Below are 24,276 nucleotides of genomic sequence, written 5' to 3' on the forward strand. Positions count from 1 at the left end.
GCGTGATGACGCAGACGGGCTTTCACGTCAGATCCCTGACGACCCTGAAGCCGTTCTGCGACTGGCGCACGGTGGCGCTGTACTTGAAGCGCGTCGAGGTGAGCATGTAGTTCGCGCCTTCGCGCCACGAACCGCCACGGATCACGCGCATGTCGCAGCCTGGGATGTCCCACGTGCGGCCGTCGGCAGGGGCGTTCTGGTACGAGTTGTGCCAGCAATCGCTGACCCATTCCCATACGCCGCCGTTCATACCGTACAGGCCCCAGGGATTCGGCGCGAATGCGTCGACATTTTCCGGGCCTTCGGTGTGCCAGGGGTCGCCGCAATCCTTGCAGTTCGCGCTGCCCTTGCGCATCTGGTCGCCCCACCAGTATTTCGTCGTCGTGCCGCCTTTGTCCGCATACTCCCATTCCGCCTCGGTGGGTAGGCGGTAGGGCTTGCCGGTGACCTTGACCAGCCACTTGACGTACTGCTGCGCGTCGTCCCAGCTCAGATCGCGGGCGGGTGCATTTCTCGTCGTACTGTTCTCGCTGGAAAGCCGCGCGCAGGCTTTCGCATCCACGCAGGCGTCCCATTGTTCGACCGTCACCGGGTACTTGCCGATCGCGAAGGGCGCGCCGATCGTGACGCGATGCACCGGTTTTTCTGACGGGTCATCGGTGCTGCTGCCCATCATGAAAGAGCCCGCAGGCAATGCCACCATCACGGGGCAGGCCGCGCAGTCCTTGCTTTCGCTCGTGCCGGAGGCGTTGTTCACCGCTTTAGACTGAGGCGACGGGGGAGCAACCGGCGCCGGTGCTGCCGCAGACGGGGCCGGAGCGGGCGCCGGCGCAGGCGTAATCGCCCGTGGATGCTCCTGTGGCGGCGCGCCGGCAGATGCCGCTTGAGGCGCTTGCGTTGTAGTGGCTGGCGTTTGCGGCGCGAACGCTCGCAGCCGTTCGATGCGCGCGCGCGCAAGCGGCGCGAAACGGCCGTTCGGATAGGCCTTCAGATAGGCCTCGTAGTCACTCGGATAGGTGCTGTTCTTGATCGAGTCCCAGAACGTGATCTCGTATTGCTCGCTGCTGTCCTTCGGCAGTATCCCGCGACTATGCAGCGTGACGACCGCTTCGTCCGTGCCGTTCGATCGGGCGTCGGCGAGTAAGGCCGCATCCACCCGGCCGGAACCAGGCAGTGCGTCGTCTGAAAGCGATGACGCAACCCAGGGCCTCTGTTCGCCGTGCGTGACTTCGCGAACGTCAGCCGCGACACGCCGCAGCATGGTCGCGAGGTCGGCCGACGGCGCTGCTGCGAGCGTACGCAGCAGCGCACCCGTGTATACCCCATGACGCTTGCCATCTGCGGCAGATCCGCCCGGAGCAGCAGCGTAGGCAATCATCGTCCGGTCAGGGAGTGCGGCGGGGAACGGCGTCGCATCGGCGGCCTGGAACGGGTCGTTCAGGCACGTATCGAGTATCACCAGATTGAGCTTGTCAGGACGTGGCGCCGACATCGCGCGAAGCACGCTCGACAGTCCCATGCCGCTCTCCAGAAGAAGCGCGGGCGAACCCACATCGACGCCTGCCGGGACGAGCACCGCGTCGTTGGCCGCCTTGAAGCCGTGCCCACCGAAGTAGAAGACGCTTGTGCCGCCCGCGCGCAGGCGCCGGCCGAAATCGGCGAGCGCCTGTTTCATCTGCTGCGGCGTTGCGTTCGTGCGGAGGATCACGTCGAAGCCAAGCGCGCCGAGCGTGTCGCTCATGCTGCGGGCGTCGCGCGCCGCGTTAGGGAGCGCGCCGGCCGGATAGTCGTCGTTGCCGATCACGAGCGCGACGCGCGGGTTGTCCGCGTGAGCGGACGGCGCTGTGACCCGGGCAGTCGCAGCCACGGTTCGGGGGGCTGGCTGTGCCTCGACGCCGAGCCACGGTGCGAGGATTGCCCCGGCCATGCACACGAGCAGGAGTTTTCGCCACATATTCAAATCCTGTTTTGGTATGGATCGAACATCGGTATCCGTCGACGGGCAATTCGCTGTCGGTCACTGCCATGCGCGCGGCGAATCTCCGCGCAATCTGCATGCAGCGCCTCGAGGTCGTCATCAACAACGATAGCACGCAGTCAAGGCGTCAGAACGAGAACGAGAGTGGCGTATCTTTTTGGCAAGTTCCGTCCTAAGCTAAAGCACAAAGAACACAGCACTGATCGGGGTCTTTTACCGGTCGTTCCGACACGCACGTGTGCACACACCCGCCGCGAAGGTGTGGGAAGGCTCTTTGCACGAGAGGGGCGACCCGGACAATTCTTCGGGAGAAGGTGCAATGCAAAGAAGAACAATGCGCTGCAGGCTGGCCGCTCGCGTGAGTCCTGCTGGCACCACGGTAGTTGCCACTGTAGTCACCACGTTCATTGTCGCGGTTCTCGCCTCCCTGGTATGGGGTACGGCGCTGGCGGCCCCGCCAAGAACCCCGTCTCCGCCGAACGCGGAGGAATACATCATCTGGCCGGCCGACGGCACGGTGATCCATGGCGGCAAGCTGTGGGTGCGCATGGGGCTTCGCAACATGGGCGTCTGCCCTAAAGGCGTCGACTCCCCGAAAACCGGGCACCACCACCTGCTGATCGACACCGATCTGCCGCCGCTCGATCAGGAAATTCCATCGGATCGCAATCACCTGCATTTCGGCGCAGGCGAGACGGACGCGCGCATCGAACTGCCGCCTGGCAAGCACACGCTGCAGCTTTTGCTGGGCGACCAGAACCACGTGCCGCACGATCCACCGGTGTATTCGAAGAAGATCACCATCATCGTCAAAGCCAATTGACCCGCTTCGGTCTGTCAGGACGGGGAGCACACTCCATGCACAAGATTATCGTCGCCGCGGCGCTTGCCGCTCTGGCTTTCCTGAACTTCGCCTATGCGGGCACCACGCCGTCGCCCCCCGGCGCATATGCGTATATCGGCTATCCCAACGATGGCCAGGTCGTTCCCGCCAACAAGCCGTTTCGCGTATGGTTCGGGCTGCGCTACATGGGTGTCGCGCCCAAGGGCGTGAAGTTTCCAAATACCGGACACCACCATCTGCTGATCGACACCGACCTGCCGCCGATGGACCAGGAAATTCCCTCGGACCGCAACCATCTGCATTTCGGCGCGGGCGAAACGGAAACGATGATCGAACTGCCGCCCGGCAAGCACACGCTGCAGTTGTTGATGGGTGACGACAAGCACATCCCGCACAACCCGCCGGTCTATTCGAAGAAGATCACCGTCATCGCGAAGTGAGCGGGTAGATACCGGCTCATAGGCCTGCCCTGCAGTCAGGCGACCCTTCAATACATCTGCTCTCGCGTAGCTGCCTCGTCTTGCGCGACGTTCGGGCAGCTCGCGCGAAAAAGCCACTGTCTTCTCCAGCCCAACACCCTCGTGCGCGCTGTCTGGCGCAGCCCGTCACCGACGCACGGGCGCATCTTCCGGGCGCCGCCCGGGCTTCATCGGTGCGTGGTGACGTCCCAATGTCTTTAAGCCCAGGCGCGGTTTCTCCGGTGTCCGGCGTGCGCCTGGCACAGGCCATGCGTAAGTAACCTCCGGGCAGACAGCATTCTCGAATCCGAACGCAAGACCTGACCTTCCTTTCAGGAGAACCGGGATGAACACCCTGACGATCCAAGACCTCCACGTGACCGAAGAACTCGACATCGCCAGGATGCGCGCCGTACGCGGCGGCCTCATGCCGATCCCGTCGAACAACTTCGTGAACATCACGCCGATCAGTCTCGACACCAGCAAGAACGTCTTCGCCACGCAGTCCAACGGCACCGGCATCGACATGCTGATTTCCACCGGCACCGGCTCGGCGTTCCTGACCGACATCTACACGAAGTCGAATCCGTACGTGGATAACGGCAACAGCATCGCGCTTTAAATAGGATCGTTGCGGGGAGACCACCGCTCAGGCCTCGATGCCCCGGCGGACCGCAGCCCGAAGATAGCCCCGGCGCCGGACGACTACAGCACTGCGTCGTCCGGTAACCGTAAAAAGCAACCCGTAGCCAATCGTTCTTTCCACACGCCCCGCATCACGCACCAACACCCGCGCCCCCCTTTTTGCGCCGGTCTCGATGGAGATGCCGGACAGGACATGCTTTACTTGAAAGGCGCATTGCCGACATGTGGTGCAGCAGGGATTTACCGGAGAAAATCGTGTCAGCGTCGCTTCTTTCGATCGTCCGTCATGGCTGGCGCCTTGCGTCGGCGAACCGCTGCGCGACGGACGACGTGGACGGTGTGGCGAGCGTGGGACATCGTCATGCCGCAACGCGCGCGCTTGCCGCGGCGACGTTGTGCGCCTTAGTTCTCTGCGCCTGCGACGTCAGCATGCCGGTCTACAAGCGTCCTGATACGCCTGCCAAAGCGGGGTGGTCCGACAAAAGCGGCTCCGCCATCTCCGCCGCCGATACGATCGACCCGGAGTGGTGGAAGGGCTTTCACGACCCGTATCTGGATACGTTGATCGCAAAGGCGATCGCCGGCAACTTCGACATCAAGGTGCTGGCCGCCCGTATCGACGTCGCCGGGGCGCAGATCGGCGAGGCGCAGGCCGGCGCGCTACCGACCGTGGACGTCGGTGCCGGCGCCAATTTCCAGAAGACCAACGGCGCGCCGTTCCTGAAGCAGTACAACGTCGCCACCCAGGTCAACTGGGACATCGACATCTGGGGCAAGGTCGAGAAAGGCGTGCAGGCGCAGAAGGCCGAATACCACGCCACCGAGGCGGACTGGCGCGCGGGCTATCTCGAACTCGTGGCGGTTGTAGCGAGCACATATTTCCAGATCCTGCAGTTCGACGACCAGATCGAGCAGCAACAGAAAACCCTCGCCACCAACAGACAGATCCTCGCGATCTACGACGGTCAGAACCGCAATGGCCTGATCCCGAAGACCCAGGTGATGCGGCAGCAGGCAGAAATCAATCGTCTGACCAACGAGTTGCTGGAACTGCGCCGCTCGCGCGACGTGGCGAACAACGCGCTGTCGACGCTGATCGGCGTGCCCGCCGGCGAATTCACGCTGCCCACCGGCCATCTGCAGCAACGCGTGCAACAGCCGCCGGTGCCGGCTGGCCTGCCTGCGCAACTGCTGTCGCGGCGTCCGGACATCGTCGCGTCGGAACTGCGGGTGCTGGAAGCGTACAACCTCGTCGGCGAGGCGAAGCTCGCGCAGCTCCCGTCGATCAGCCTGACCGGTCACGCCGGCACCGCCAGTTTCGCGCTGACCGACCTGCTGAAGTCGTTCACGTATGGCTTCATGCCGAGCATCAACCTTCCGATCTTCGACCCCAGCGTGCGCGCGCATATCAAAACGACCCTGGCGCAAAGCACGGTCGCGGAGCAACAGTATCGAACCACGGTGATGGGTGCGTTCGAAGAAGTGGAAAACGCGCTCGTCAACCTGAACGCGCACAAACTGCAGCGCGTGGAACTGCAGCAGGAGGTCTCGCGCTTGCGCATGGTGGCCGACCAGATCGAATCGCAACTGCGCGAAGGCCTGGTGTCGCAGCTCGAAGTGTTCGAGACGGAACGCACGCTGCTGCAGGCGCAGCAGGACCTGCTCACCAATCATCAGCAGATTCTGTCCGATACCGTACTGCTCTATAAGGCGTTGGGTGGCGGCTGGCCATCCGTCGACGTGCAGGCGGAAGTAAAGGAGCACTGAGTTCACGCGCAGCCGCCTGCCTTGCAGGATGCGCGGCAGCATCACCCGTACCTGACAATTGACTACCGCCATGTGTGACTTACAATCTTTTAGTGACCGCCGGACGGGTGGTTCATTCGAACAGTGCTTGCTCGCCGCGATTCCCTCCAGCATTCCTCTGATGCTTTCGCAGCAGCGGGTAAACGATTAGTGATCCAGACAAATGACTCCCGGCGAAGCTTCGATTGCGGAGGTGAGAACGACACTGGACCCGGAGTTCGATGTCGTACTGGCGCCGGTGTCGCACCCGGCGCTCGGCGCGATACGGATCATCGACAGTCTGTTTGCGATCGGGCGCAGTGAGGCGCCGTTCGCGGACTATCCGCACGAGCTGCTCACACGGCTCTCGCGCCGCCATGCGCGCATTTTCACGGAGCATGGTGCCGTTTACGTCGCGGACCTCGACAGCAAGAACGGTACGACAGTCAACGGCAAGAGCGTGCGTCAGACGCCCAGCCGTGTGCGCGCCGGCGATGAACTCTGTTTCGGCGGCGAACTGAAATACCGGGTCGGCGTCGAGCCGCGCGCGCGTATCGTCGCGGCGGCCCAGACCGCGCCGCACGTCGCGCTCGTGCTCGTGCCGCAGCGCGACGACCTCGGCCTCCAGCCCATCGATGTCAGGGCGTTTCCGTTTCTCGTCAGCAAGACCGACGAGATTTTCGCGCGCTACAAGGATCGCTATCCGCACCAGGTCAATTACATCTCACGACGCCATGCGCATATCTTCCTGAAGGCGGGTGACCTGTACGTGGAGGACCTCGGCAGCACGAACGGTACATTCGTCGACGGAAAGCGGCTCGACGAGACGGCCCATGCGCTCTCGGAAGGCGACGTCGTTGCATTCGGCGGCGACCATTTCGTCTACAGGGTGGAACTGCAGAAAGAGCCTGAATTTGAGCCGACCGTGACCCAGATGATTTCAACGCCGCCGATCGACGACTTCGACGCCGACAAGACGACGTTTGTCGGCGCCGCGCATTCGTTCCTCGACATTTTCTGCGTCGACCGGGCGCTGCAGCGCGAGGACGAAGTCAACGAGGCGGCGCAGCCGGCCGCGGAGGCCGCCGGGCGCAACGGGCAAACCGATCGCCCGACCCATGCCAACCGCGCGGGCAGCCGCATGAGCCGTACGCAGCGCCGGTGGCGCCTGCTCTTCGGCGAACTCACGCGCGCCTTCGCCGGCGACCAGCGCACCACGGTTCCGCGAACGGCATGGTGGGGGCTCGCGGGCGTCGCGCTGCTGGTCGTGGTCGCCGTGGCGATGTATATGCGGAACGCGTCCGAGCGCGAACTGAAGAATCTGCTCGCAACCGGCGACTATGGCCAGGCGATCGCCGTCGCGAACGACTATCTGGGCCGTCATCCGGCTGACGAGCACATCAGGGCGCTCGCCAGCGAAGCGTTGCTGAAGGCGAAGGTTCCAGGCTGGCTCGCCGCGCTGCAGGCGCGCGAGTTCGGCCGCGCCGATGCGTTGATCGCCCAGATGAAAGCGTTGAGCCAGCCGAACGCCGACGCTGCATCACTCGTCGGCGAACTGCGGTGGGTGGGAGATCTGGAGCGCTTTTTCGTCGGCCGGGGAGGGGTGGATGCGCCGATCCGGATCTATGCGGACGAGGACCGGATCAACAGCCTCCTGAAGCGCTGGGAGGACGACGCGAAGAGCCACCAGCGCGCGCTCGACCGGATCGCGTCGTACGCGCCCGAGTTTGTCGAGCCGTACGCGCTCGCCATGAGCCACCTGCGCAAGCTCGAAAGCGACGATTCGGTGTACGTCGCCGCGATCGACCGGCTCAATGCCACGATCGACACAGAACTGGGACGGGATAAACCCGATGCGCTGCCCGCTGCGCTGGACGACTACGCGCAGCGCTATCCACGCCTCGCCGGTCTCGATCGGGTGCGCGAAGATCTGCGGCAGTACATGGCCGTACTGAACGAAGCCACCGCTCGCCGTCTTGTGCCGTTGCTGGCTTTGCTCAGGAAAGTGCGCTTCACGACGCCGCCGTTCCAGGCGCACTTTCGGCAACTGGCCGCCACCCGCCTGCCTTCGGCGGATGTGATCGCCCGCCACGACGCAGCGTCGGCTGCCTGGCAGCGCGGCGACGGACACGCGGCGCTGACGGATCTGCAGGCGATACCGGCGGGCCCATGGTCCGATGTGCTTGCCGCCGAGCAGGCGCACAAGAAAGCCCTCTTCGACCAGTTCAGCGACCTGCAGAAGACCCGCGGCACGAAGGACTACGACGAGCGGCTCCTGTCGTTCTACGCAGGACTCGATCCGGCGGAGGACGCCTGGTTCGTTCATGCCATCCAGTCTGACGTCGCCGCGCTGCGCGACAAGGCGCTCTCGCGTGCGCAGGATCTGCTCACGCGCGCGCAGGGTCTGTGGCGTCAGTATCGGGCGAACGGCGCGATCGGCGGCACGCAGCGGCTCGAGTCGGGCATCTCCGAGGGGTTCCGCAGCCAGGCGCGGCTCCTGACCGAGGCGCAGACGCTCGCGCATCAGGGCATGCGCATCTACACGCAGCTCAAGGCAGACCACGCGTCCGACTGGGACCAGCTGGTCGACGACGTCGACGCCGAAGCAGAGCTGCAACGCCGCTCGCTGGAGGAGTTGCGCATGGTCCTCGAACCTGCGCTGCTGAAGTCGAAGCTGGCACTCATCGGAGGCAACAGCGGTGAAGCGCGACAATCACCTTAAGCCGCTATCCGAAGCGCTGGAAGATCACAGCGCGGAAGGCATCGCGATCCTCACCGCCGAGCCGGTCCGGATGGCGTATGCCCTCGTGCTGACGATGGTGGCGCTGGTCGTGGCCGGACTGCTGTGGTCGTTCATCGGCCGCGCGGATGTGATCGTGAGCGCGCAGGGCACGCTCGCGCCGGAGTCGGACGTGCGACGTATCTACGCGCCCATCGACGGCGAACTGGCGGACCTGTATATCGCCGAAGGCCAGCCGGTGTCGAAAGGTGATGTGCTCGCGAGACTGAACGCGCGGGGTGCGATCGAAGCGGCGACCAACGCGCTGCAGGCGCAGTTGAAGCTCGACGACGCCGAGCGCGAATGGAAGCAGTTTCCGGAGCAGAAGGCGCTGATGGAACGCAAGGCGGCGGCCTTGAAGGAACAGATCGAGGTCGAATCGAAGCTGCACGAGAACCGCATTTCCGAAGGCACGACGAAGCTCGCAGAAGGGCAGAAAGCCGAACTGGAGCAGGCGCGCAGCGAACTCGAAAACGCCCGCCGGCTGCGCGACGCGGCACGCCAGGAACTCGACAGCTACTCACGGCTCTTCGCGCAGCCGGGCGGCGGCGGTGTCGCGGAACTGCAGGTCGAAGCGAAGAAAACTGCGTATCTGCAGGCGGACAATGCGTACCGTGTCGCGCAGTCGAAACTCGCGGAACTGGATTTCCGCCTGAGCCACGAATATGCGCAGGCGAATGCGCAGCTCGAAACCAGCGGCCAGCAAGCCACCAATCTGCAGATCCAGTACGACGCGGCCACGCGCGAGATCGCGAACGCCGAAGACAAGCTGCGCCTGCAGGTTCAGACCGCGCGGCTGGTGGCCGACGCCGCCGCGCGCATCCGCTTCGAGAACATCGACAAGGACAATTTCCTGCTGATTCTCGCACCGACTTCCGGTGTCGTGACCGACGTGACGACCACCCAGCCTGGCGATAAGATCCAGGCCAACGCGCCCCTAGGCGGTATCGCGCCGAAGGATGCGCGTCCCGTGCTGAAGATCGAGATCGCCGAGCGCGATCGCGCGTTCCTGCACGAAGGCCTGCCGGTGAAGATGAAGTTCAGCGCGTTTCCCTACCAGCGCTATGGGCTTATCAGCGGCACGCTCGCTTATATTTCGCCCGCGACCAAGCCGTCTGTGCAGGACAAGCAGCCAGTCTACGAAGGGCGCGTCACACTTGAGCGCAACTATTACCAGATCGCCGAAAACAGGTATCCGTTGCGATACGGGATGACGGCGAGCGCGGAGATCGTCGTACGCGAGCGGCGCCTGATCGATCTGGGGCTCGACCCGTTCAGGCAACTCGCCGGATGAGCGGCGTGCCGATGCAATGCGAGCGCCAGGTCGTGCGATGTGATGGAGCGAACCGAACCGGAAGCGAACCGGAACCGAACCGGAACCGAACCGGAACCGAACCGGAGCCGAACCGGAGCCGAACCGGAGCCGAACCGGAGCCGAACCCCAAGGCCGCACGCGCATGCAAGCCCCGGCGTGCGGGCCGGAGAATGCCAACCTGAGGAGCGGATGAGATGACCGCGATTGTACGAATCGATGAAGAAGTCGTGGACGTCGCCGAATTCATACGTCTACTGAAACTGACCGGCCAGTTCGAGAGCCTGATCGAGCAACTCGTGCGCGACAAGCTCACCGTGCACGCCGCGAAGAAGCAGGGCATCACCGTATCGGCGGAACAGATCCAGGAACGCGCGGATCAGTTTCGCCGGGTGCGTGGGCTGCACCGCGCTACCGATATGAACCAGTACCTCGATGCGCTCGGCGTGAGTCTGGACGAATTCGAGGTGTTCATCACGGACGGCCTGTATCAGGAACGCATGCTCGACCAGGTGAGCAACCAGGCGGCGATCGAGGAGTACTTCTCGCTGAACTCGCCGAAGTTCGATGCAATCGAGGTCAGCCACATCGTGCTCGATAGCGAGGGCAAGGCGAAAGAAATGATCTCATACCTGCACGACGATCCGGAGAGCTTCGCCGACATGGCGCGCGAACATTCGATCGCGGATACGCGCGAGTCGGGCGGCGTGATCGGCAAGGTGCTGCGCGGCTCGCTCAAGCCGGACATCGAGGCGAAGATCTTCAATGCGGCGGTCGGCGATCTGCTCGGGCCGTTTCCGTCGCCGGACCGTTCCTGCTATGAGATTTTCGCGGTCACGGCCAAATATCCGGCGAAGCTCGACGAAGATGTCGCCGCCGAAGTGAAGCGTTTGTTGCGCGAGGGATGGCTGATTGCGCGCGCACAGGAGCATGTCATCGAGGCGCGCTAGCGCCTGAGGCAGGCTGAAACAATCCACGGCACCTGGGCCCGTGCAGGCTCAGGACGCACGACGCACAGCACGCGCCAACGTCGAGGTTCGCAAGCACATGGACGCACCCCAGACATCTCCGTCCGCGGCGGAGTTTCTGTCATCGGTCGAGATCCTGTCGCCATTTTCGCGCGAGGAACTCGAACGCATGGCGGAGCATGCGCAAAGCCGCTTCTACTCATTCGGCGAGACGGTGTGCAATGCGGGCGAGCCGGCGGAAGGACTCTTTATCGTCAAGTCGGGCTCGGTGCGCATCTTTACCGAGGAGCACGGCAAGGAAATCAGCATGGGCGTGCGCAAGACGGGCGAGATCTTTGCCGATATCGCGATGCTGCGCACCTATGTGCATGAATCGTCGGTGCGGGCCTCGGCAAAAACCGAACTGCTGTTCATACCGCGCGCAGCGATCGGACCGGTGATTGGCGGCAACCAGGTCGCACTAGCGTTCGTCGCGAGCTATGTGGCGATCAGTTCCGCGGGCGGGTTCGTTGCGCAACTGTTCGATCTGCGCGGCAAGCTCAACAAGGCCGAGCTGGAAGAATACGTGCGCAGCGTCGGCGTGAAGCGGGTCAGCGCGGGCAAGGAAATCCTCAAGCAGGATTCGCGTGAAGACCGACGGCTCTACGTCGTGCGGCAGGGCGAAGTGCGGATCGTGCGGCGCGACGACGACAAGGACTACACGCTCGCGACCCTGGGCGAAGGTGAGATCTTCGGCGAGAAGGCCTGCCTGATGCGCCAGGAGCAGATGGCTTCGGTCATCGCGACTGCCGACACGCGGCTGCTCGTGATCCCTGAGCGAACCGTCCATTTCATCCTGGAGCGCAATCCGAAACTTCGCGAAGTGCTCGAAGAACGGATTCGCTATTCCGACCGCGAACTCGAACGCCAGAAGCGGATCGAGCAGCGGCGCAAGCTGCCGTTGACGCTCGACCTTCACACGAAGCCCGAGTTCGGCGAGAAGGTCATCAAGCGGTTTGCGTTCGTCGAGCAGGCCGAGGAGATGGATTGCGGCGCGGCCTGTCTCGCGATGGTGTGCAGGCACTACAGCATCCCCATGACGCTCGGCAAACTGCGCGAACTTGCCAACGTGACGACACAGGGCGCGACGCTCGACAGCCTCGCGCGCGCCGGAGAGTCGCTCGGCTTTACGGCGCGCGGCGTGCAATGCACGTTCGATGCGCTACGCGGCTTCGATCTGCCGTTCATCGTGCACTGGGAGGGCTATCACTACATCGTGGTGTATGGCCTGTCGAAAGACTATGTGTGGGTGGCCGACCCGGCGCTCGGCTTCAGAAAACTGAGTGTCGAGGATTTCGAGCGCGGCTGGAGCGGCACCTGTCTGATCTTCACGGCGGGGCCGAATCTCGCGCAGATGGCGGCGGCGCGCTCGCCGTGGATACGCTTTGTCGGTTACCTCACGCCCTACAGGAAGATCCTCGCGAACCTGTTTCTTGCGACCTTCGTGATTCAGGTGCTGGGCGTGATTCCGCCGCTCATCATCCAGAACATCCTCGATGGCGTGATCGTGCATCAGAATGTCAGCCTGCTGCATCTGTTGATCGTGGGGCTGATCATCTCCAACGTATTCACGCAGCTGATGTCGACCATTCGCGCCTATCTGGCGAATTTCATGGTTCGCAACATGGACTTCGCGATGATGTCGCAGTTTTTCAAACACACGATGTCGCTGCCGTTCTCATTCTTCGCGAAGCGCAAGACCGGCGATATCTTTGCGCGCTTCCAGGAAAACCAGACGATCCGCGCGTTCCTGACCGAATCGACCGTCACGACCGCGTTGAACCTGCTGATGGTGTTCATCTACTTCTCGATCATGTTCTTCTATAACGTGAAGATGACACTGGTGCTGATCGCCTTCGTGATTCCGATCATGGCGCTCACTGCGCTTGCCACGCCAAAGCTCAAGTCATACGCGCGTTCCGTGTTCGCCGCCTCGACCGATTCCAAATCTTTCCTGATGGAAGCGCTGGCCGGTGTCGAGACGGTCAAGGGCATGGGCATCGAGCGTCCGGTGCGCCTGCGCTGGGAGAAGAAGTACGCGAAAGCGCTGGAATTGCAGTACCGGGCGCACGCATTCAACATTCTGGTCGGACTCGGCAGCCAGCTGCTCAACGCCGCAACGACCATCGCGATCCTCTGGGTGGGCGCGAATCTGGTGCTGGCGCGCGAGATGACGATCGGCCAGCTGATTGCCTTCAATGCGTTCATGGGCAGCGTGCTGAGTCCGCTGATGGGGTTGGTGGGCCTGTGGAGCATGTTGAACGACGCAGGCGTCGCGATGGAAAGACTTGGCGACGTCCTCGACATCGAGCCCGAACAGAAGCCGGAAGATCTGCCCTCGCGGGTGATGCTGCCGGACCTGCAGGGCGAAATCAGCATGAGCGGCGTGTATTTCCGTTACGGGGAGAACGACAGCGCCTATGTGCTCGAGAACATCAGCTTCGATATCAAGCCGGGTGAGCTGGTGGCGATTGTCGGCCGCAGCGGCTCGGGCAAGACGACGCTCGCCAAGCTGCTGGTCGGATTCTATGCGCCGTCCGAAGGCAAGATGACGGTCGACGGCTACGACATGAATGTGATCGACAAGGCCTACTACCGCGCGCAGATCGGCTACGTGATGCAGAGCAATCTGCTGTTCTCCGGCACGATCGCCGAGAACATCGCGAGCGGCGACGATGCGCCCGAGCGTCGCCGCATCGAAGAGGTCGCGAAGATGGCCGACGCGCATGCGTTCATCAGCAAGATGCCGCTCGGCTACGAACAGATTGTCGGCGAGCGCGGCATCGGGCTGTCGGGCGGCCAGATTCAGCGCCTGTGCATCGCGCGGGCGCTCTATCACGATCCGCGTCTGCTGGTGTTCGACGAGGCCACCTCGGCGCTCGATTCGCAGTCGGAAAGCAATATTCTCGGCAACATGCACGACATCCTCAAGGGCCGTACTGCGGTGATCATCGCGCACCGGCTCAGCACCATCATGCGTGCCGACAAGATCCTCGTGCTTTACGAGGGCGCAATCGTCGAACAGGGGCGGCACGAAGAACTGGTGGAGAGGAAGGGCATGTACTACCAGCTTGTCCAGAAACAGTTGAGCGCCTGATGAAGATACTCGACCAGACCGAAGAGGGGACGAGCCCCGCCATCTCATACGCAGGCTTGATCGAAAAGATCGAGATCCTGCGCTCGACGCTGCGCTGGTCGTCGAGACTCGAGCGCGCGGACATCGACAAGCTGCTTCGCCAGGCGAGTTCGCTGCGCGACGAGGTCATGCAGATGTCGCACCGCGAGCGCTTCGTGCAGGCGGTCGCGGAACCGGCGCGCGTCGATCAGTCGCGAGGGGCACGGCGCCAGGCACTGCTCGAACGCAGCTTCATCTTCGAAGGAACGTTCGGTGACAACCCCAAGCTGCTCGAAGCGCTCGAAATCGCCGAGAAAGCCGCGCCAACCGATCTGCCCGTGCTGATCGATGGCGAGAGCGGAACCGGCAAGGAACTGATGGCGAAGGTGATTCACGCGAACGGCAGCCGGGCCGACAAGCCGTATATCTCGGTCAACTGCGGCGCGATTCCCGACAACCTGCTGGAGTCCGAACTGTTCGGCCACCGGCGCGGCGCGTTCACGGGGGCATCGAGCGACCGCAAGGGCAAGTTCGAAAGCGCGCATACCGGCACGATCTTTCTCGACGAGATCGGCGAGTTGCCGCTGGCAGGCCAGGTGAAGCTCTTGCGCGTGCTCGAAGCGCACGAGATCCAGCGCGTGGGCTCGGACGAAACGATCGCCGTCGATACCCGCATCGTGGCCGCGACGAACCGCAATCTGCGTCGCCTGAGCGAGGAGGGGACGTTTCGCGAAGACCTGTTCTACCGGTTGAGCGTGATTCATGTGACGCTGCCGCCGCTGCGCGAGCGGCGCGACGAGATTCCGCTGCTGGTCGCCTACTTCGGCGACGAAGCGGCCGGCACGCTCAAGCGGCGGCCGGTCAGGCTGACGCCGAGGCTGCGCGATTTCATGCTGACCTACGCGTATCCTGGCAACATCCGGGAGCTGCGCAACGTGATGTACCGCATCTCGTGTCTCGCGGGCGATACCGCTGATCTGGAACACTTGCCGGTGGATATGCGGCCGGTGCCGGTGAGCTCAGGTGTGCAGGGTAGCGTGGGTGGTGCAGGGGCAGGTGGCGCGAACGTATCGAACCTGCTGTCGCTCGCGGATGCCAAGCGGGCTGCCAGCGACGAGGCTGAAAAGGCGTTCCTCGAACGCGGGTTGCATGAGGTTGGCGGCACGGTGGCCGAACTGGCGAGACGGGTCGACATGAACCGGTCGCATCTGCAGATGCTGTTGAAGAAGCACGGCCTGCATTCGAAGGATTTTCGCCATCAGGGCGAGAAGAAAAACGGCCAGGGGAAAGACGACAACGGCGAGGACGCCGAAGCTGGCTGACCGCGCGGACCTGGCGTTGATGCGAATCTGCCGCGCTCAGGGTGCCGGATTCAGCAGGGTCTTGTCCGACGCGTGAGGATCTTCGGCCTGCACGACCACCGCCGAGATATTGTCGCGGCCGCCGCGCGCCAGTGCGATGTCCACCAGTTCTCCGGACGCGCGGTGGCAATCCACGTTCGCCAGTGTGGTCAGGATCTCGTCGTTGGTGACTTCGTTGCTGAGGCCGTCGCTGCACAGCAGGAAGACGTCGCCATCAGCGACTTCGATGGCGTCTTCGTCGAGGGTGAGCCGGTCGGTCGCACCGACTGCGCGCGTGATCATGTGCTGGGCCGGGTGGTGGCGCGCCTCTTCGTCGGTCAGACGTCCCTGTAGCCGGAGTTCCTCAACCTGGCTGTGATCGCGCGTCAACTGCCGCAATTGACCCTGCCGGTAAAGATAGAGGCGGCTGTCGCCCGCCCACAGATACCCGCAGAAGCGGTCGCAGGCAAGCAGCACGACGACCGTGCTGCCGATCCGTTGCACCTGACGCCGCGCCGCTTCTTCTCTCAGCTGACGATTCGCGACCTGCAGGCGCGTGCGCGCGTCGGCGATGAAGCGCTTCATGCTGGCAGGCGGCGACATCTGGCTCAAGGTGTCGACCACGAGCCGGCTCGCGAGATCGCCGACGGCGTGGCCACCCATGCCGTCGGCGACGGCCCAGCGCCCTTTGTCCGGCTGGTCGAGGCAGGCGTCCTCGTTGATTTCGCGTACGCGCCCCACATCGGAACGCGCCGACGAAGCCCAGCGAAACTGGCTTGCGCAGATCACGGGATCTACCCCGCAGTGTTGGTGTTGCGAGCGTCGGGAGAGGCGTTGATGGTCAGGTCCGAGCCGGTGTTGTGTACGTTCACGGACTGGAACGTGTTGTTCATCTGGTTAGCATAGAAGCTGTTGGAGATCTCGTACAGGTTGACGACCGGTCCGACGGTCGGCGTTTCGCGCACGAACGGCTGGATCCAGCCGTACACCCAGGGGGCCCCGCCGCCGCGGATGGCGGCCATCGCCTTGCGGTCCAGCGCGATGTTGAGCGAGAGGTCACTGACAGTGATGGAGGACATGGCGGGTCTCCAGAGGTGGCCGCCGAATCGCACGGCCTTGGATCAAGAAAAGTTGAATGACATGGTGCAAGTGCCATGCCAGTTTGACGCCGCGCCGGCACGCTACCCGTAACACCTTGATTGGCTGGCGATTTCCCGCGTGAGGCTGCATGCGGGCAGCGTCGCGTGACGGACAGGACGTTGGATGAACGCCAACAGAGACGGCGGGAAAAGGTGGTCTGCCCAACACTTCTGCGATGCATTCGCGTCGCATTGATTCGTACCCGGTTGATGGGGACCTGCCAACAGTTCGAGGCAAAAAACTGTTGGGCATGCCCGTACACAACACTGCACCCTTCCTCGCCTCATTTAAGGAAAATTCATGTAAATCAATAGCTTGGATAACATGGCCCGGTTGATGCGGAAGACCTCGCAACAGTGTTGGTCAATCGATGCAAGCCACGCTTGCAAGAACGAGGAAACCGGGGCAAGCCATGAACCACTACCAGCAGCAGGCGAGCATCGAAGGGCGGAGCGCAGACCGCGCTGTCGTGTCGACTTTACCTGACGTTCCGCTTGGCGACTTCGACGAACTGATGCCCGGTGCGCATCTCGTCACGCAACGCAGTGGTTATGAACATCATGGCATCTACGCCGGCGGCGGCAAGGTCGTTCACTACTCAGGTTTTGCCTGCTCCGCGCATCGCGGCCCGGTTGAGGAAGTCTCGCTCACGCGCTTCGCCGCTGGCCATCCGGTTGTAGTCCGCCCGAACCCCTTCCCGAAGTACTCCAGCGACGAAGCCGTGCTGCGCGCGCGCTCCAGGCTCGGCGAAAACCGCTATCGCCTGTTGACGAACAACTGCGAGCACTTCTGCGCATGGTGTCTGCTTGGCGAAAGCCATAGCGAACAGGTACGTACCTGCCTCACGCATCCGCGCACAGGGCTGCACGCTCTTGTGTGCCTGTGCAAGGCGCTTGTCGAAACGGGTGTGAAGGGCGGCTACGGCGTCGCACAGCTTGCATGAATACTGTCGACGACCAAATGAACGGACGCGGCGAAGTCACCAGGAAACAGGACTGAAGGAGAACGAGATGATCACCGCGGAAAAATCGTTGCACTGGGCCGTCGACAAGTGGCTCGCCCCGACACCCGCGATGCCGGCGCGCGTCGCGCGTTGCTGCCGTACCGGTACGCACCGCCGGCGCTATGTGTGCATCGAGGCGTTGCGCCCGGGTGGCCTGCTGTCGATCTTCTTCTTCCGCCATGACGACGGTACATGGAACGTGTTTCCGCCCGCGGCTGAGCGGCCGGCGATGAATGGCTACCGGCGGGCAGCGTGATCGAGGACGGCGGTAGTGACGGGCTTGTTTCCCCGGTTGCTGCCGGTACGCATGTGCTTGAATTCAGCTGTGGAATCGTGTTCTCATCCAATATCCAAATCGGAACGAGAGTGCAGCATGGCGGGGAACCTGGAGCGGGCGCTGTCGATCATCGAATTGCTGGCGAGGGAAGGCGGCAGCATGCAGCTTGCGACCATCGCCGATACGCTGAACATTCCACGCAGCGGCACCCATCGTTTGCTGGCGGAGCTGATCACAGAAGGCTACGTGCGCCAGGATGAGCACGGCGAATACGTGCTGGCGCTCAAGCTGGTGTCGCTCGGGCTGATGTGGCTGTCGACGGGCGGCGTGCTCGACATCTCGCAGCCGGTGCTCGACCGGCTGGCGGTGGCCTCGGGCGAGCTGGCGCGGTTGGGCGTGGTTGAAGACGATCACATTACGTTTGTCGGCAAGGCGCAGGGCGCGAAGTCCGGCCTTCGCTACGACCCGGACATGGGGAGCCAGCCGCCGCTGCATTGCACCGCGAGCGGGCAGGCGTGGCTCTCGACGCTAAGCGACGAGGAAGCGCTCGAGCTCGTGTCGCGCCAGGGCGGGATCGGCAGGCCGGGGCAGGGCGGACCGAAGGCGCCGAAAACCATCCAGCAGTTCCTGCAGGAACTGAACGGCGCCCGCAAGCGCGGCTACGGTATCGCGAGCGAGACCTACGAGGCGGGGATGACGTCGATGGCCGCGGCGATCCGGCATCCGGTGACCGGCAAGGTGGTGGGCATCGTCAGTCTCGCCGGGCCGACGAGCCGTCTGCCCGAGGCGCGTCTGAAGGCACTCGCGCCGGCGTTGCTGGAGGCCGCGTCGGACATGGGTGCGGCGACGCTCAGTTCGCCGTACTTCAGGCGCAGCGTGAACGTCGCGCCCGCGGTCGCGGTGGTGCCGAAGGTCGAGGCGAAGCGCAAGGGGCGCCCGCGCGCGGCATGAGTGGTGACGAAGTCGAGGACGTCGTAGCAGGTCGCGACGTCGGCGAGAGGCATGGCAGTACCGCAGCAGTCACCTCCGTGATCTGGGATGACCCGTTCGAACCGCTCCTCACGAAGACCGCTTTTTGCCTGGCTGGCGATCCTGCTGGGGCTGCTGGCCGTCGTCCTCGCTGCAGGTGCAATGGCGGGCTGGCTGGTGTTGCGCGCAAGTCTCCCGCAACTCGATGGCAGCCACTCCGCCCCCTCGCTGTCCGCGCCCGTTACGATCGAGCGTGACGCGCTCGGCGTGCCGACACTGCGCGGCACGACGCGAACCGACGTCGCATGGGCCACCGGCTTTCTTCATGCTCAGGACCGTTTCTTCCAGATGGATCTGCTGCGCCGTGTCGCTGCGGGGGAGATGAGCGCGCTTGTCGGATCGTCCGCGCTCGAACTCGATCGACGCAATCGCGTGCACCGCTTCCGCGAGCGCGCGCGGACCGTGTTCGATGCGCTGCCTCCTGACCAGAAGCAGATCATCGAGGGCTATACGGCGGGGGTCAACGACGGGCTTGCGTCGCTCGCTGCGCGTCCGTTCGAGTACTGGGTGCTGCGGGTGCGTCCGTTGCAGTGGCGTCCGGAGGACACACTGCTCGTCGTGTATGTGATGTACTTCGATCTGCAGATGCACGAGGTACGCCGCATCCTGTCGCGCGCGGCATTGCGCGAGCGCGTGCCGGCCGACGCCTTCGCCTTCCTGCTGCCGGCCACGAGCCACTGGGATGCGCCGTTCGACGTCGCCGTGCCGCCGCACGCACCACTTGCGACGCCGCCCGCCACACGCCCGGACTGGCTGCGTGCGTCGAAGCCCGCCGGGGTCGCGCGAGGGGAGCGCGCGCCTTTCGATGGCCACTCGATGACTGGCAGCAACGGCTGGGTCGTTGACGGCGCGCACACGGTTCATGGCGGCGCCATCCTTGCGAGCGACATGCACCTCGGCCTGTCGCTGCCGAACATCTGGTACCGCGTGTCGCTAGTCTGGCCTCGCGCGGACGGGCGGGACCGCCGCATCACGGGTGTCAGCTTGCCAGGCGCGCCGCTTGTGATCGCCGGGAGCAACGGGCAGGTCGCCTGGGGGGTCACCAACAGCTATGGCCGCTTCATCGACCTCATCGAATTGCAGCGTAATCCGTCGGACCCGTTGCAGTACCGGATTCCGGGCGGCGCCTGGGCGCGCGCGACGATTCACCATGAACGCATCGATGTGAAGGACGGCGCGCCCGTCGACCTGCCGGTCGTCGATACGCGATGGGGTCCGCAGATTGCGGTCGGACCGCACGCCTATGCGCTGCGCTGGGTGGCGCACGATCGCGAAGCGGTCAACCTGAACCTGCAGCATCTCGAAGACAGCGCCGACGTTACGGATGCGCTTCATGCAGCGCAAACCAGCGGCATCCCGACGCAGAACTTCATGGTTGCCGACGCGCACGGCAACATCGGCTGGACCCTGGCGGGTCCGCTGCCACAGCGCGGTGGCGGTGATGCTGGCAGCACCGAAGCGCGCGGACAGCCTGACGATCTGCCCTTCGATTCGTCCAGCTACGAAGGCTGGCACACCTACCTGCCGCCGCAGGCGTACCCGTCGCGGATCGACCCGCCGCCCGGACGTCTGTGGACTGCGAACAACCGCACGTTGCCGCCAGCTGAAGCGGTACTGCTGGGCGATGCGGGCGCTGACCTGGGTGCCCGCGCATCGCAGATCCGCGACGATCTGCTGGCGTTGCCGCACGCCGGTGAGCGCGACATGCTGTCGATCCAGACCGACGATCGCGCACTGTGGATCGACAACTGGCGGCGCCTCGCGTTGTCCGCACTCGACGACGACGCGCTCAGGGATCATCCGCAGCGCGCGGAATTCCGCCGGCTCGTAGAAACGTGGAACGGCCGCGCGGATGCGGACGCGGTTGGCTATCGCCTCGTGCGCGCGTTTTACTTCTCGCTTTACGACGCGTGGTTCGGCAAGCTCGACGCGGATCTCGCCGCGCGGGATCCGCAACTCGGCTTGCGCTGGGCGAGTTCGCGCTACGTCGTGGTGATGGAAGCGCTCGCCGCGCATCGTGCGTGGATACCGGACGGTTTTGCCGACTGGCGCGCGTTCATGCTCGACCGGATCGACCGCGCGATCGGGCAGTTGCCTCGCACGGACGTCGATGGAGCGAAGCTCGACGAAGCACGCTGGGGCGAGCGCAACCGCGCGGCGATCGAGCATCCGTTTGCGCGAATCGTCCGGGCATGGCTGCCGTGGGTGCGCGGCTGGCTGGGTGCGCCGCGTGATCCGCTGCCGGGCGACTTCAACATGCCGCGGGTGCAGTCGCCGAGCTTCGGCGCATCCGAGCGGATGGTGGTGTCACCGGGGCGCGAGCAGGACGGCATCTTCGAGATGCCAGGTGGGCAGTCGGGTAATCCGCTGTCGCCATATTTTCTTGCAGGACATGAAGCGTGGGTCCGCGGCGCGGCGACGCCGTTCCTGCCCGGCGCCGCGAGCCATCGGCTCGAACTGACGCCACACGCTCGCTGAACGGGCGATCCGTCGCGCGTTGCGAGCTGAAGTCGAAGCGTGCGGTCCACGCGCATGATTGCGGTCCCCGCTATTTACAATGGAGGCTGGGCAATATCATGATCCGCAATCGACACGTCTTTGAGTTTTTAACCCGTTCAACCAGACCGGCCAGACAGAGGGCAATCAAAAATGAACAAGCGCAAGTTTCTGACCAGTGCCGCCGTGCTAGGCGCTGCAGCATCATCCGCGTTCGGCCAGAAGAGCGTCCCTCACGACGCGTGTGCGGCATCGCCCGTGCTGCTGACCGTGAGCGGCGCGATCAAACACAGCAATCGCGGCCCGCTCGATCCAGCGCTCGATCAGCTGCTCGCTAAACATCTGGTGAAGTTTGACGAAGCCTATACATTCGATTTCCCGTCGATCGCGGGCATGTCCCGCGTGACGATCAAGCCCACGCTCGAATACGACGCCAAGCCGCACACGCTAAGCGGGCCGCTCCTCTCGGCTCTACTTGAACGCGTCGGGGCGCCTGGCTCGGGCGACACGAAGATCGTGCTGCGAGCCATCGACGGTTACGCAGTCCAGACGACACTCGATACGGTGCGTGCCAACCGTTTCATCGTGGCGACACATCTGGATGGCAAGCCGTTGTCGTTGGGTGGTCTGGGTGCGCTATGGGCGGTTTATGACGCCGACCGTATCCCCGAACTGGCCGCGAAGCCGTTGAAGGAACGGTTCGTTCTGTGTCCGTGGGGCATGTACCAGATCCAGGTCAATGCCGCTTGATCAACGAGGCGTGCTCCACCAGGCGTGGTGCGGGCTACAGGTTCGCCTTGCGGGCGTCCCGCGCCCAGTCCACGGTAAAGCACGCCTGTCGAAGTCCAGCTTCGATACCGCTGCAAATCAGATCGCCGTCTTTAACAGGTAATACGCGCACGGAAAGGCAATCAGATGAAGCGTCGTGTGCGCCATTGAAGTCCTGACTGAAGGCTTGGCGGATCTTCTGCTTAAGGTTCCCTTCAGGCTGACTCGCTACCATCCGCTCGTGTTCGATCGACATGAAGCTGTGTGCGGAACACGTCCCAACTCGCGTTCTGATGTCGTCAGAATACGGCAAGGTAAATGAAAGTACGTTAGAGCCACAGACACGCGCTAAACAGGTCATGAGATCTTCCACCCGGGAAATGCTGTGAGCGTATCTCACGACCGCTTTGCTCGCAGCCGCGGCCATCAAAGCGGCCGTTCCGATTGGCCGTGAAGAACAGGTATGCTACGGTCTTTGGTGCGGACGCCGAGAACATTTCCGTGCCGCCGCACTTTCCGGGGTGCCAGCTCGTCATGCTTCATCTGCGCTTTAGCCGCAAGCTGTTCGAACTGGCTCCGTTCCAGAACCTACTGTCCGGGTGTCCGTCGCTACGATCGCTGCGGTCGTGACGGCAGGCGTGACAAAGCCGGGCTCTGTTAAAAATTCAAGGACTTGTCATGGTAGATCTGCAAGAGCGGCTGGACCCCGCTTACGATGGCGTAGCCCGCTTCCTGCACTGGATCGTGGTGTTTTTGATCGCGGCGCAGTTCGTGATCGGCTGGATCATGCCCGATGTGCACCGCGATACGAAGCCGGTGGGGTTGATCGCGTGGCATCTGGGCGTCGGAGCCGCATTGATCGCCGCGATGGCTGTCAGAATCGTCTGGCGGTTCACTCACCGGCCACCGCCCGGCACGCTGTCTCCCGCGATGAGCATGATCTCGCGGATCACGCATTTCCTGCTGTATGCCGCGCTCGTCGTCGTGCCGCTGCTCGGATGGGCCAACGCTTCGTCGCGTGGCTGGGCGGTCAGGCTGCTGGGCGTATTGAACCTGCCGCCCCTAGCGCCTGCGGGATCCACCGCGGGACACACAGCGGGCGATATTCACGGTGTACTCGCGTGGGTGCTTTTCGCGTTGATCGTCATGCACGTCGCTGCGGCGCTGTTTCATCGCTTCGTTCTCAAAGACCGCGTTTTGCAGCGGATGATGCCGTAGGGCACGATTCCATGAATACGCTGCTTTTGCATGCCCGTCGTTCGACGGTTCCGCAGACGGGTCGCGATGACTGACAGGCACCGCGGCCATCGCCCGCTTCAGCGCGCGCTGATCATTACGGCTGACGACTTCGGCCTCGATCCCCGCGTCAACGAAGCGGTCGAGCAGGCCCATCTGCATGGCGTGCTGACGGCGGCGAGCCTCATGGTCGCGGCGCCTGCCGCGCGCGACGCGGTCGAACGTGCGCGGCGTTTGCCCGATCTGCGTGTCGGCCTGCATCTGGTGCTCGCCGACGGGGCGTCCATCTTGCCGCACAGCGCGATTCCCGCGCTCGTCGATGCAGAGGGCCGGTTCGGCGGCAACATGGTGCGCGACGGCTTTCGCTTCTTCTTTTTGCGCCACGTGCGCGAGCAGCTCGCGCTGGAGATTCGCGCGCAGTTCGATGCGTTCGCGAAGACCGGGCTGCCGCTCGATCACGTCAACACACACAAGCATTTTCATCTGCACCCGACGGTGCTTTCGCTCATCCTCGACATCGGGCGGGAGTACGGCATGAAGGCCGTGCGTCTGCCGTTCGAATCGCACGCGCCGTTCTGGCTCAGGCCGTGGATGGCGCGCGTGCGTGCGCGCCTTGACCGGGCGGGTGTGGCGCACAACGATTACGTCGTCGGGATCGCCAGCACGGGGCAGATGGACGAGGCCGCGATGCTGGACGCGCTTGCGTCGTTGCCGGACGGTGTCGGCGAGATCTATTGCCATCCGGCGTCAGCGGACGGGGGCGCGCTTACACCAGCGATGCACGCCTATCGGCACGCCGACGAACTCGCTGCGTTGCTTTCGCCGCGGGTGGCTGAGGCTATCGCCGCCGCGGGCGCGACCCGCGGCGGGTTCGCTGATGTGTTCGCTGAACGGGTGCAGGCGTCATGAAAATGGCTGCAGTTGGCCCGGTCTGCCGGTCAGCATTGCACGCCTGATTGCGCTTGTCCTGCATGAGCGCATCGGCGATGTCGCGCTAAACGGAAAGGGTAGTTTTCTTCAATACGCGGGTGGCCTGCGTCCCATACCTTCGGTCCTTGACTGTT

19 protein-coding genes and 1 pseudogene are annotated in these 24,276 nt (G+C 63.7%); 16 read left to right on the forward strand and 4 right to left on the reverse strand.

Annotation, left to right across the window (positions count from 1 at the left end; genetic code table 11):
• Positions 1–22: 22 nt before the first annotated feature.
• Complete coding sequence (locus B0G77_RS13190) at positions 23–1,954, reverse strand: SUMF1/EgtB/PvdO family nonheme iron enzyme (protein ID WP_133662522.1); 1,932 nt, start codon at positions 1,952–1,954, stop codon at positions 23–25.
• A gap of 343 nt (positions 1,955–2,297) precedes the next feature.
• Here B0G77_RS13190 and B0G77_RS13195 point away from each other — a divergent pair, with 343 nt between their 5' ends.
• From B0G77_RS13195 to B0G77_RS13235, 9 genes are all read left to right on the forward strand, one after another.
• Positions 2,298–2,801, forward strand: a complete 504-nt coding sequence (locus tag B0G77_RS13195; RefSeq protein WP_243750986.1) for a DUF4399 domain-containing protein — start codon at positions 2,298–2,300, stop codon at positions 2,799–2,801.
• Positions 2,802–2,836: 35 nt separating this feature from the next.
• Positions 2,837–3,262 carry a DUF4399 domain-containing protein gene (locus B0G77_RS13200; protein WP_133662523.1) on the forward strand — a complete coding sequence of 142 codons (426 nt, stop codon included), beginning with the start codon at positions 2,837–2,839 and terminating at the stop codon, positions 3,260–3,262.
• A 364-nt stretch (positions 3,263–3,626) separates the two neighbouring features.
• Positions 3,627–3,902, forward strand: a complete 276-nt coding sequence (locus B0G77_RS13205; RefSeq protein ID WP_133662524.1) for a hypothetical protein — start codon at positions 3,627–3,629, stop codon at positions 3,900–3,902.
• A 371-nt stretch (positions 3,903–4,273) separates the two neighbouring features.
• On the forward strand, positions 4,274–5,692 hold the full coding sequence (locus B0G77_RS13210; protein ID WP_243751122.1) for an efflux transporter outer membrane subunit: 1,419 nt from the start codon (positions 4,274–4,276) through the stop codon (positions 5,690–5,692).
• Between the two features lie 202 nt (positions 5,693–5,894).
• Positions 5,895–8,432 (forward strand): FHA domain-containing protein, encoded by a 2,538-nt coding sequence (locus tag B0G77_RS13215; protein ID WP_133662526.1) that lies wholly within the window; start codon positions 5,895–5,897, stop codon positions 8,430–8,432.
• The gene (locus tag B0G77_RS13220; protein WP_133662527.1) at positions 8,410–9,783 is read left to right on the forward strand and encodes an HlyD family efflux transporter periplasmic adaptor subunit; all 1,374 of its coding nucleotides are present in this window, start codon (positions 8,410–8,412) and stop codon (positions 9,781–9,783) included. Before B0G77_RS13215 ends, B0G77_RS13220 begins: the two co-directional genes overlap by 23 nt.
• Before the next feature lie 215 nt (positions 9,784–9,998).
• Complete coding sequence (locus tag B0G77_RS13225) at positions 9,999–10,751, forward strand: peptidylprolyl isomerase (RefSeq protein WP_133662528.1); 753 nt, start codon at positions 9,999–10,001, stop codon at positions 10,749–10,751.
• 97 nt (positions 10,752–10,848) lie between these two features.
• Complete coding sequence (locus tag B0G77_RS13230) at positions 10,849–13,905, forward strand: peptidase domain-containing ABC transporter (protein ID WP_133662529.1); 3,057 nt, start codon at positions 10,849–10,851, stop codon at positions 13,903–13,905.
• Positions 13,902–15,245, forward strand: a complete 1,344-nt coding sequence (locus B0G77_RS13235; RefSeq protein ID WP_133664133.1) for a sigma 54-interacting transcriptional regulator — start codon at positions 13,902–13,904, stop codon at positions 15,243–15,245. The genes B0G77_RS13230 and B0G77_RS13235 overlap by 4 nt, the downstream gene beginning before the upstream one ends.
• Positions 15,246–15,281: 36 nt before the next feature.
• Here B0G77_RS13235 and B0G77_RS13240 read toward each other — a convergent pair whose 3' ends face one another.
• Both B0G77_RS13240 and B0G77_RS13245 read right to left on the reverse strand, forming a co-directional pair.
• On the reverse strand, positions 15,282–16,052 hold the full coding sequence (locus tag B0G77_RS13240) for a protein phosphatase 2C domain-containing protein (protein WP_133662530.1): 771 nt from the start codon (positions 16,050–16,052) through the stop codon (positions 15,282–15,284).
• A 5-nt stretch (positions 16,053–16,057) separates the two neighbouring features.
• On the reverse strand, positions 16,058–16,342 hold the full coding sequence (locus B0G77_RS13245) for a hypothetical protein (RefSeq protein ID WP_133662531.1): 285 nt from the start codon (positions 16,340–16,342) through the stop codon (positions 16,058–16,060).
• 473 nt (positions 16,343–16,815) lie between these two features.
• Here B0G77_RS13245 and B0G77_RS13250 point away from each other — a divergent pair, with 473 nt between their 5' ends.
• From B0G77_RS13250 to B0G77_RS13270, 5 genes are all read left to right on the forward strand, one after another.
• A complete protein-coding gene (locus B0G77_RS13250; protein WP_133662532.1) occupies positions 16,816–17,346 on the forward strand; it encodes a lecithin retinol acyltransferase family protein in 531 nt (176 codons plus the stop codon).
• Between the two features lie 67 nt (positions 17,347–17,413).
• Positions 17,414–17,662, forward strand: a complete 249-nt coding sequence (locus B0G77_RS13255; protein WP_133662533.1) for a hypothetical protein — start codon at positions 17,414–17,416, stop codon at positions 17,660–17,662.
• A 117-nt stretch (positions 17,663–17,779) separates the two neighbouring features.
• On the forward strand, positions 17,780–18,634 hold the full coding sequence (locus B0G77_RS13260; RefSeq protein WP_133662534.1) for an IclR family transcriptional regulator: 855 nt from the start codon (positions 17,780–17,782) through the stop codon (positions 18,632–18,634).
• Between the two features lie 87 nt (positions 18,635–18,721).
• The gene (locus tag B0G77_RS13265; RefSeq protein ID WP_133662535.1) at positions 18,722–21,190 is read left to right on the forward strand and encodes a penicillin acylase family protein; all 2,469 of its coding nucleotides are present in this window, start codon (positions 18,722–18,724) and stop codon (positions 21,188–21,190) included.
• A 171-nt stretch (positions 21,191–21,361) separates the two neighbouring features.
• Positions 21,362–21,958, forward strand: coding sequence for a molybdopterin-dependent oxidoreductase (locus B0G77_RS13270; protein WP_133662536.1), 597 nt, complete (start codon positions 21,362–21,364; stop codon positions 21,956–21,958).
• Between the two features lie 37 nt (positions 21,959–21,995).
• On the opposite strand, the pseudogene B0G77_RS13275 reads toward B0G77_RS13270, so the two are convergent.
• A pseudogene (locus B0G77_RS13275) lies at positions 21,996–22,109 on the reverse strand (DNA-binding response regulator); the annotation flags it as partial.
• Positions 22,110–22,654: 545 nt separating this feature from the next.
• Between B0G77_RS13275 and B0G77_RS13280 the strand changes: the two are divergent.
• Together B0G77_RS13280 and hpnK are read left to right on the forward strand one after the other, a co-directional pair.
• Positions 22,655–23,194 carry a cytochrome b gene (locus B0G77_RS13280; RefSeq protein ID WP_133662537.1) on the forward strand — a complete coding sequence of 180 codons (540 nt, stop codon included), beginning with the start codon at positions 22,655–22,657 and terminating at the stop codon, positions 23,192–23,194.
• Positions 23,195–23,260: 66 nt separating this feature from the next.
• Positions 23,261–24,121, forward strand: a complete 861-nt coding sequence (gene hpnK / locus B0G77_RS13285; RefSeq protein WP_133662538.1) for a hopanoid biosynthesis-associated protein HpnK — start codon at positions 23,261–23,263, stop codon at positions 24,119–24,121.
• The last annotated feature ends 155 nt before the right edge of the window (positions 24,122–24,276 follow it).

The sequence above is a fragment of the Paraburkholderia sp. BL10I2N1 genome, from assembly GCF_004361815.1.
Lineage (GTDB): Bacteria > Pseudomonadota > Gammaproteobacteria > Burkholderiales > Burkholderiaceae > Paraburkholderia.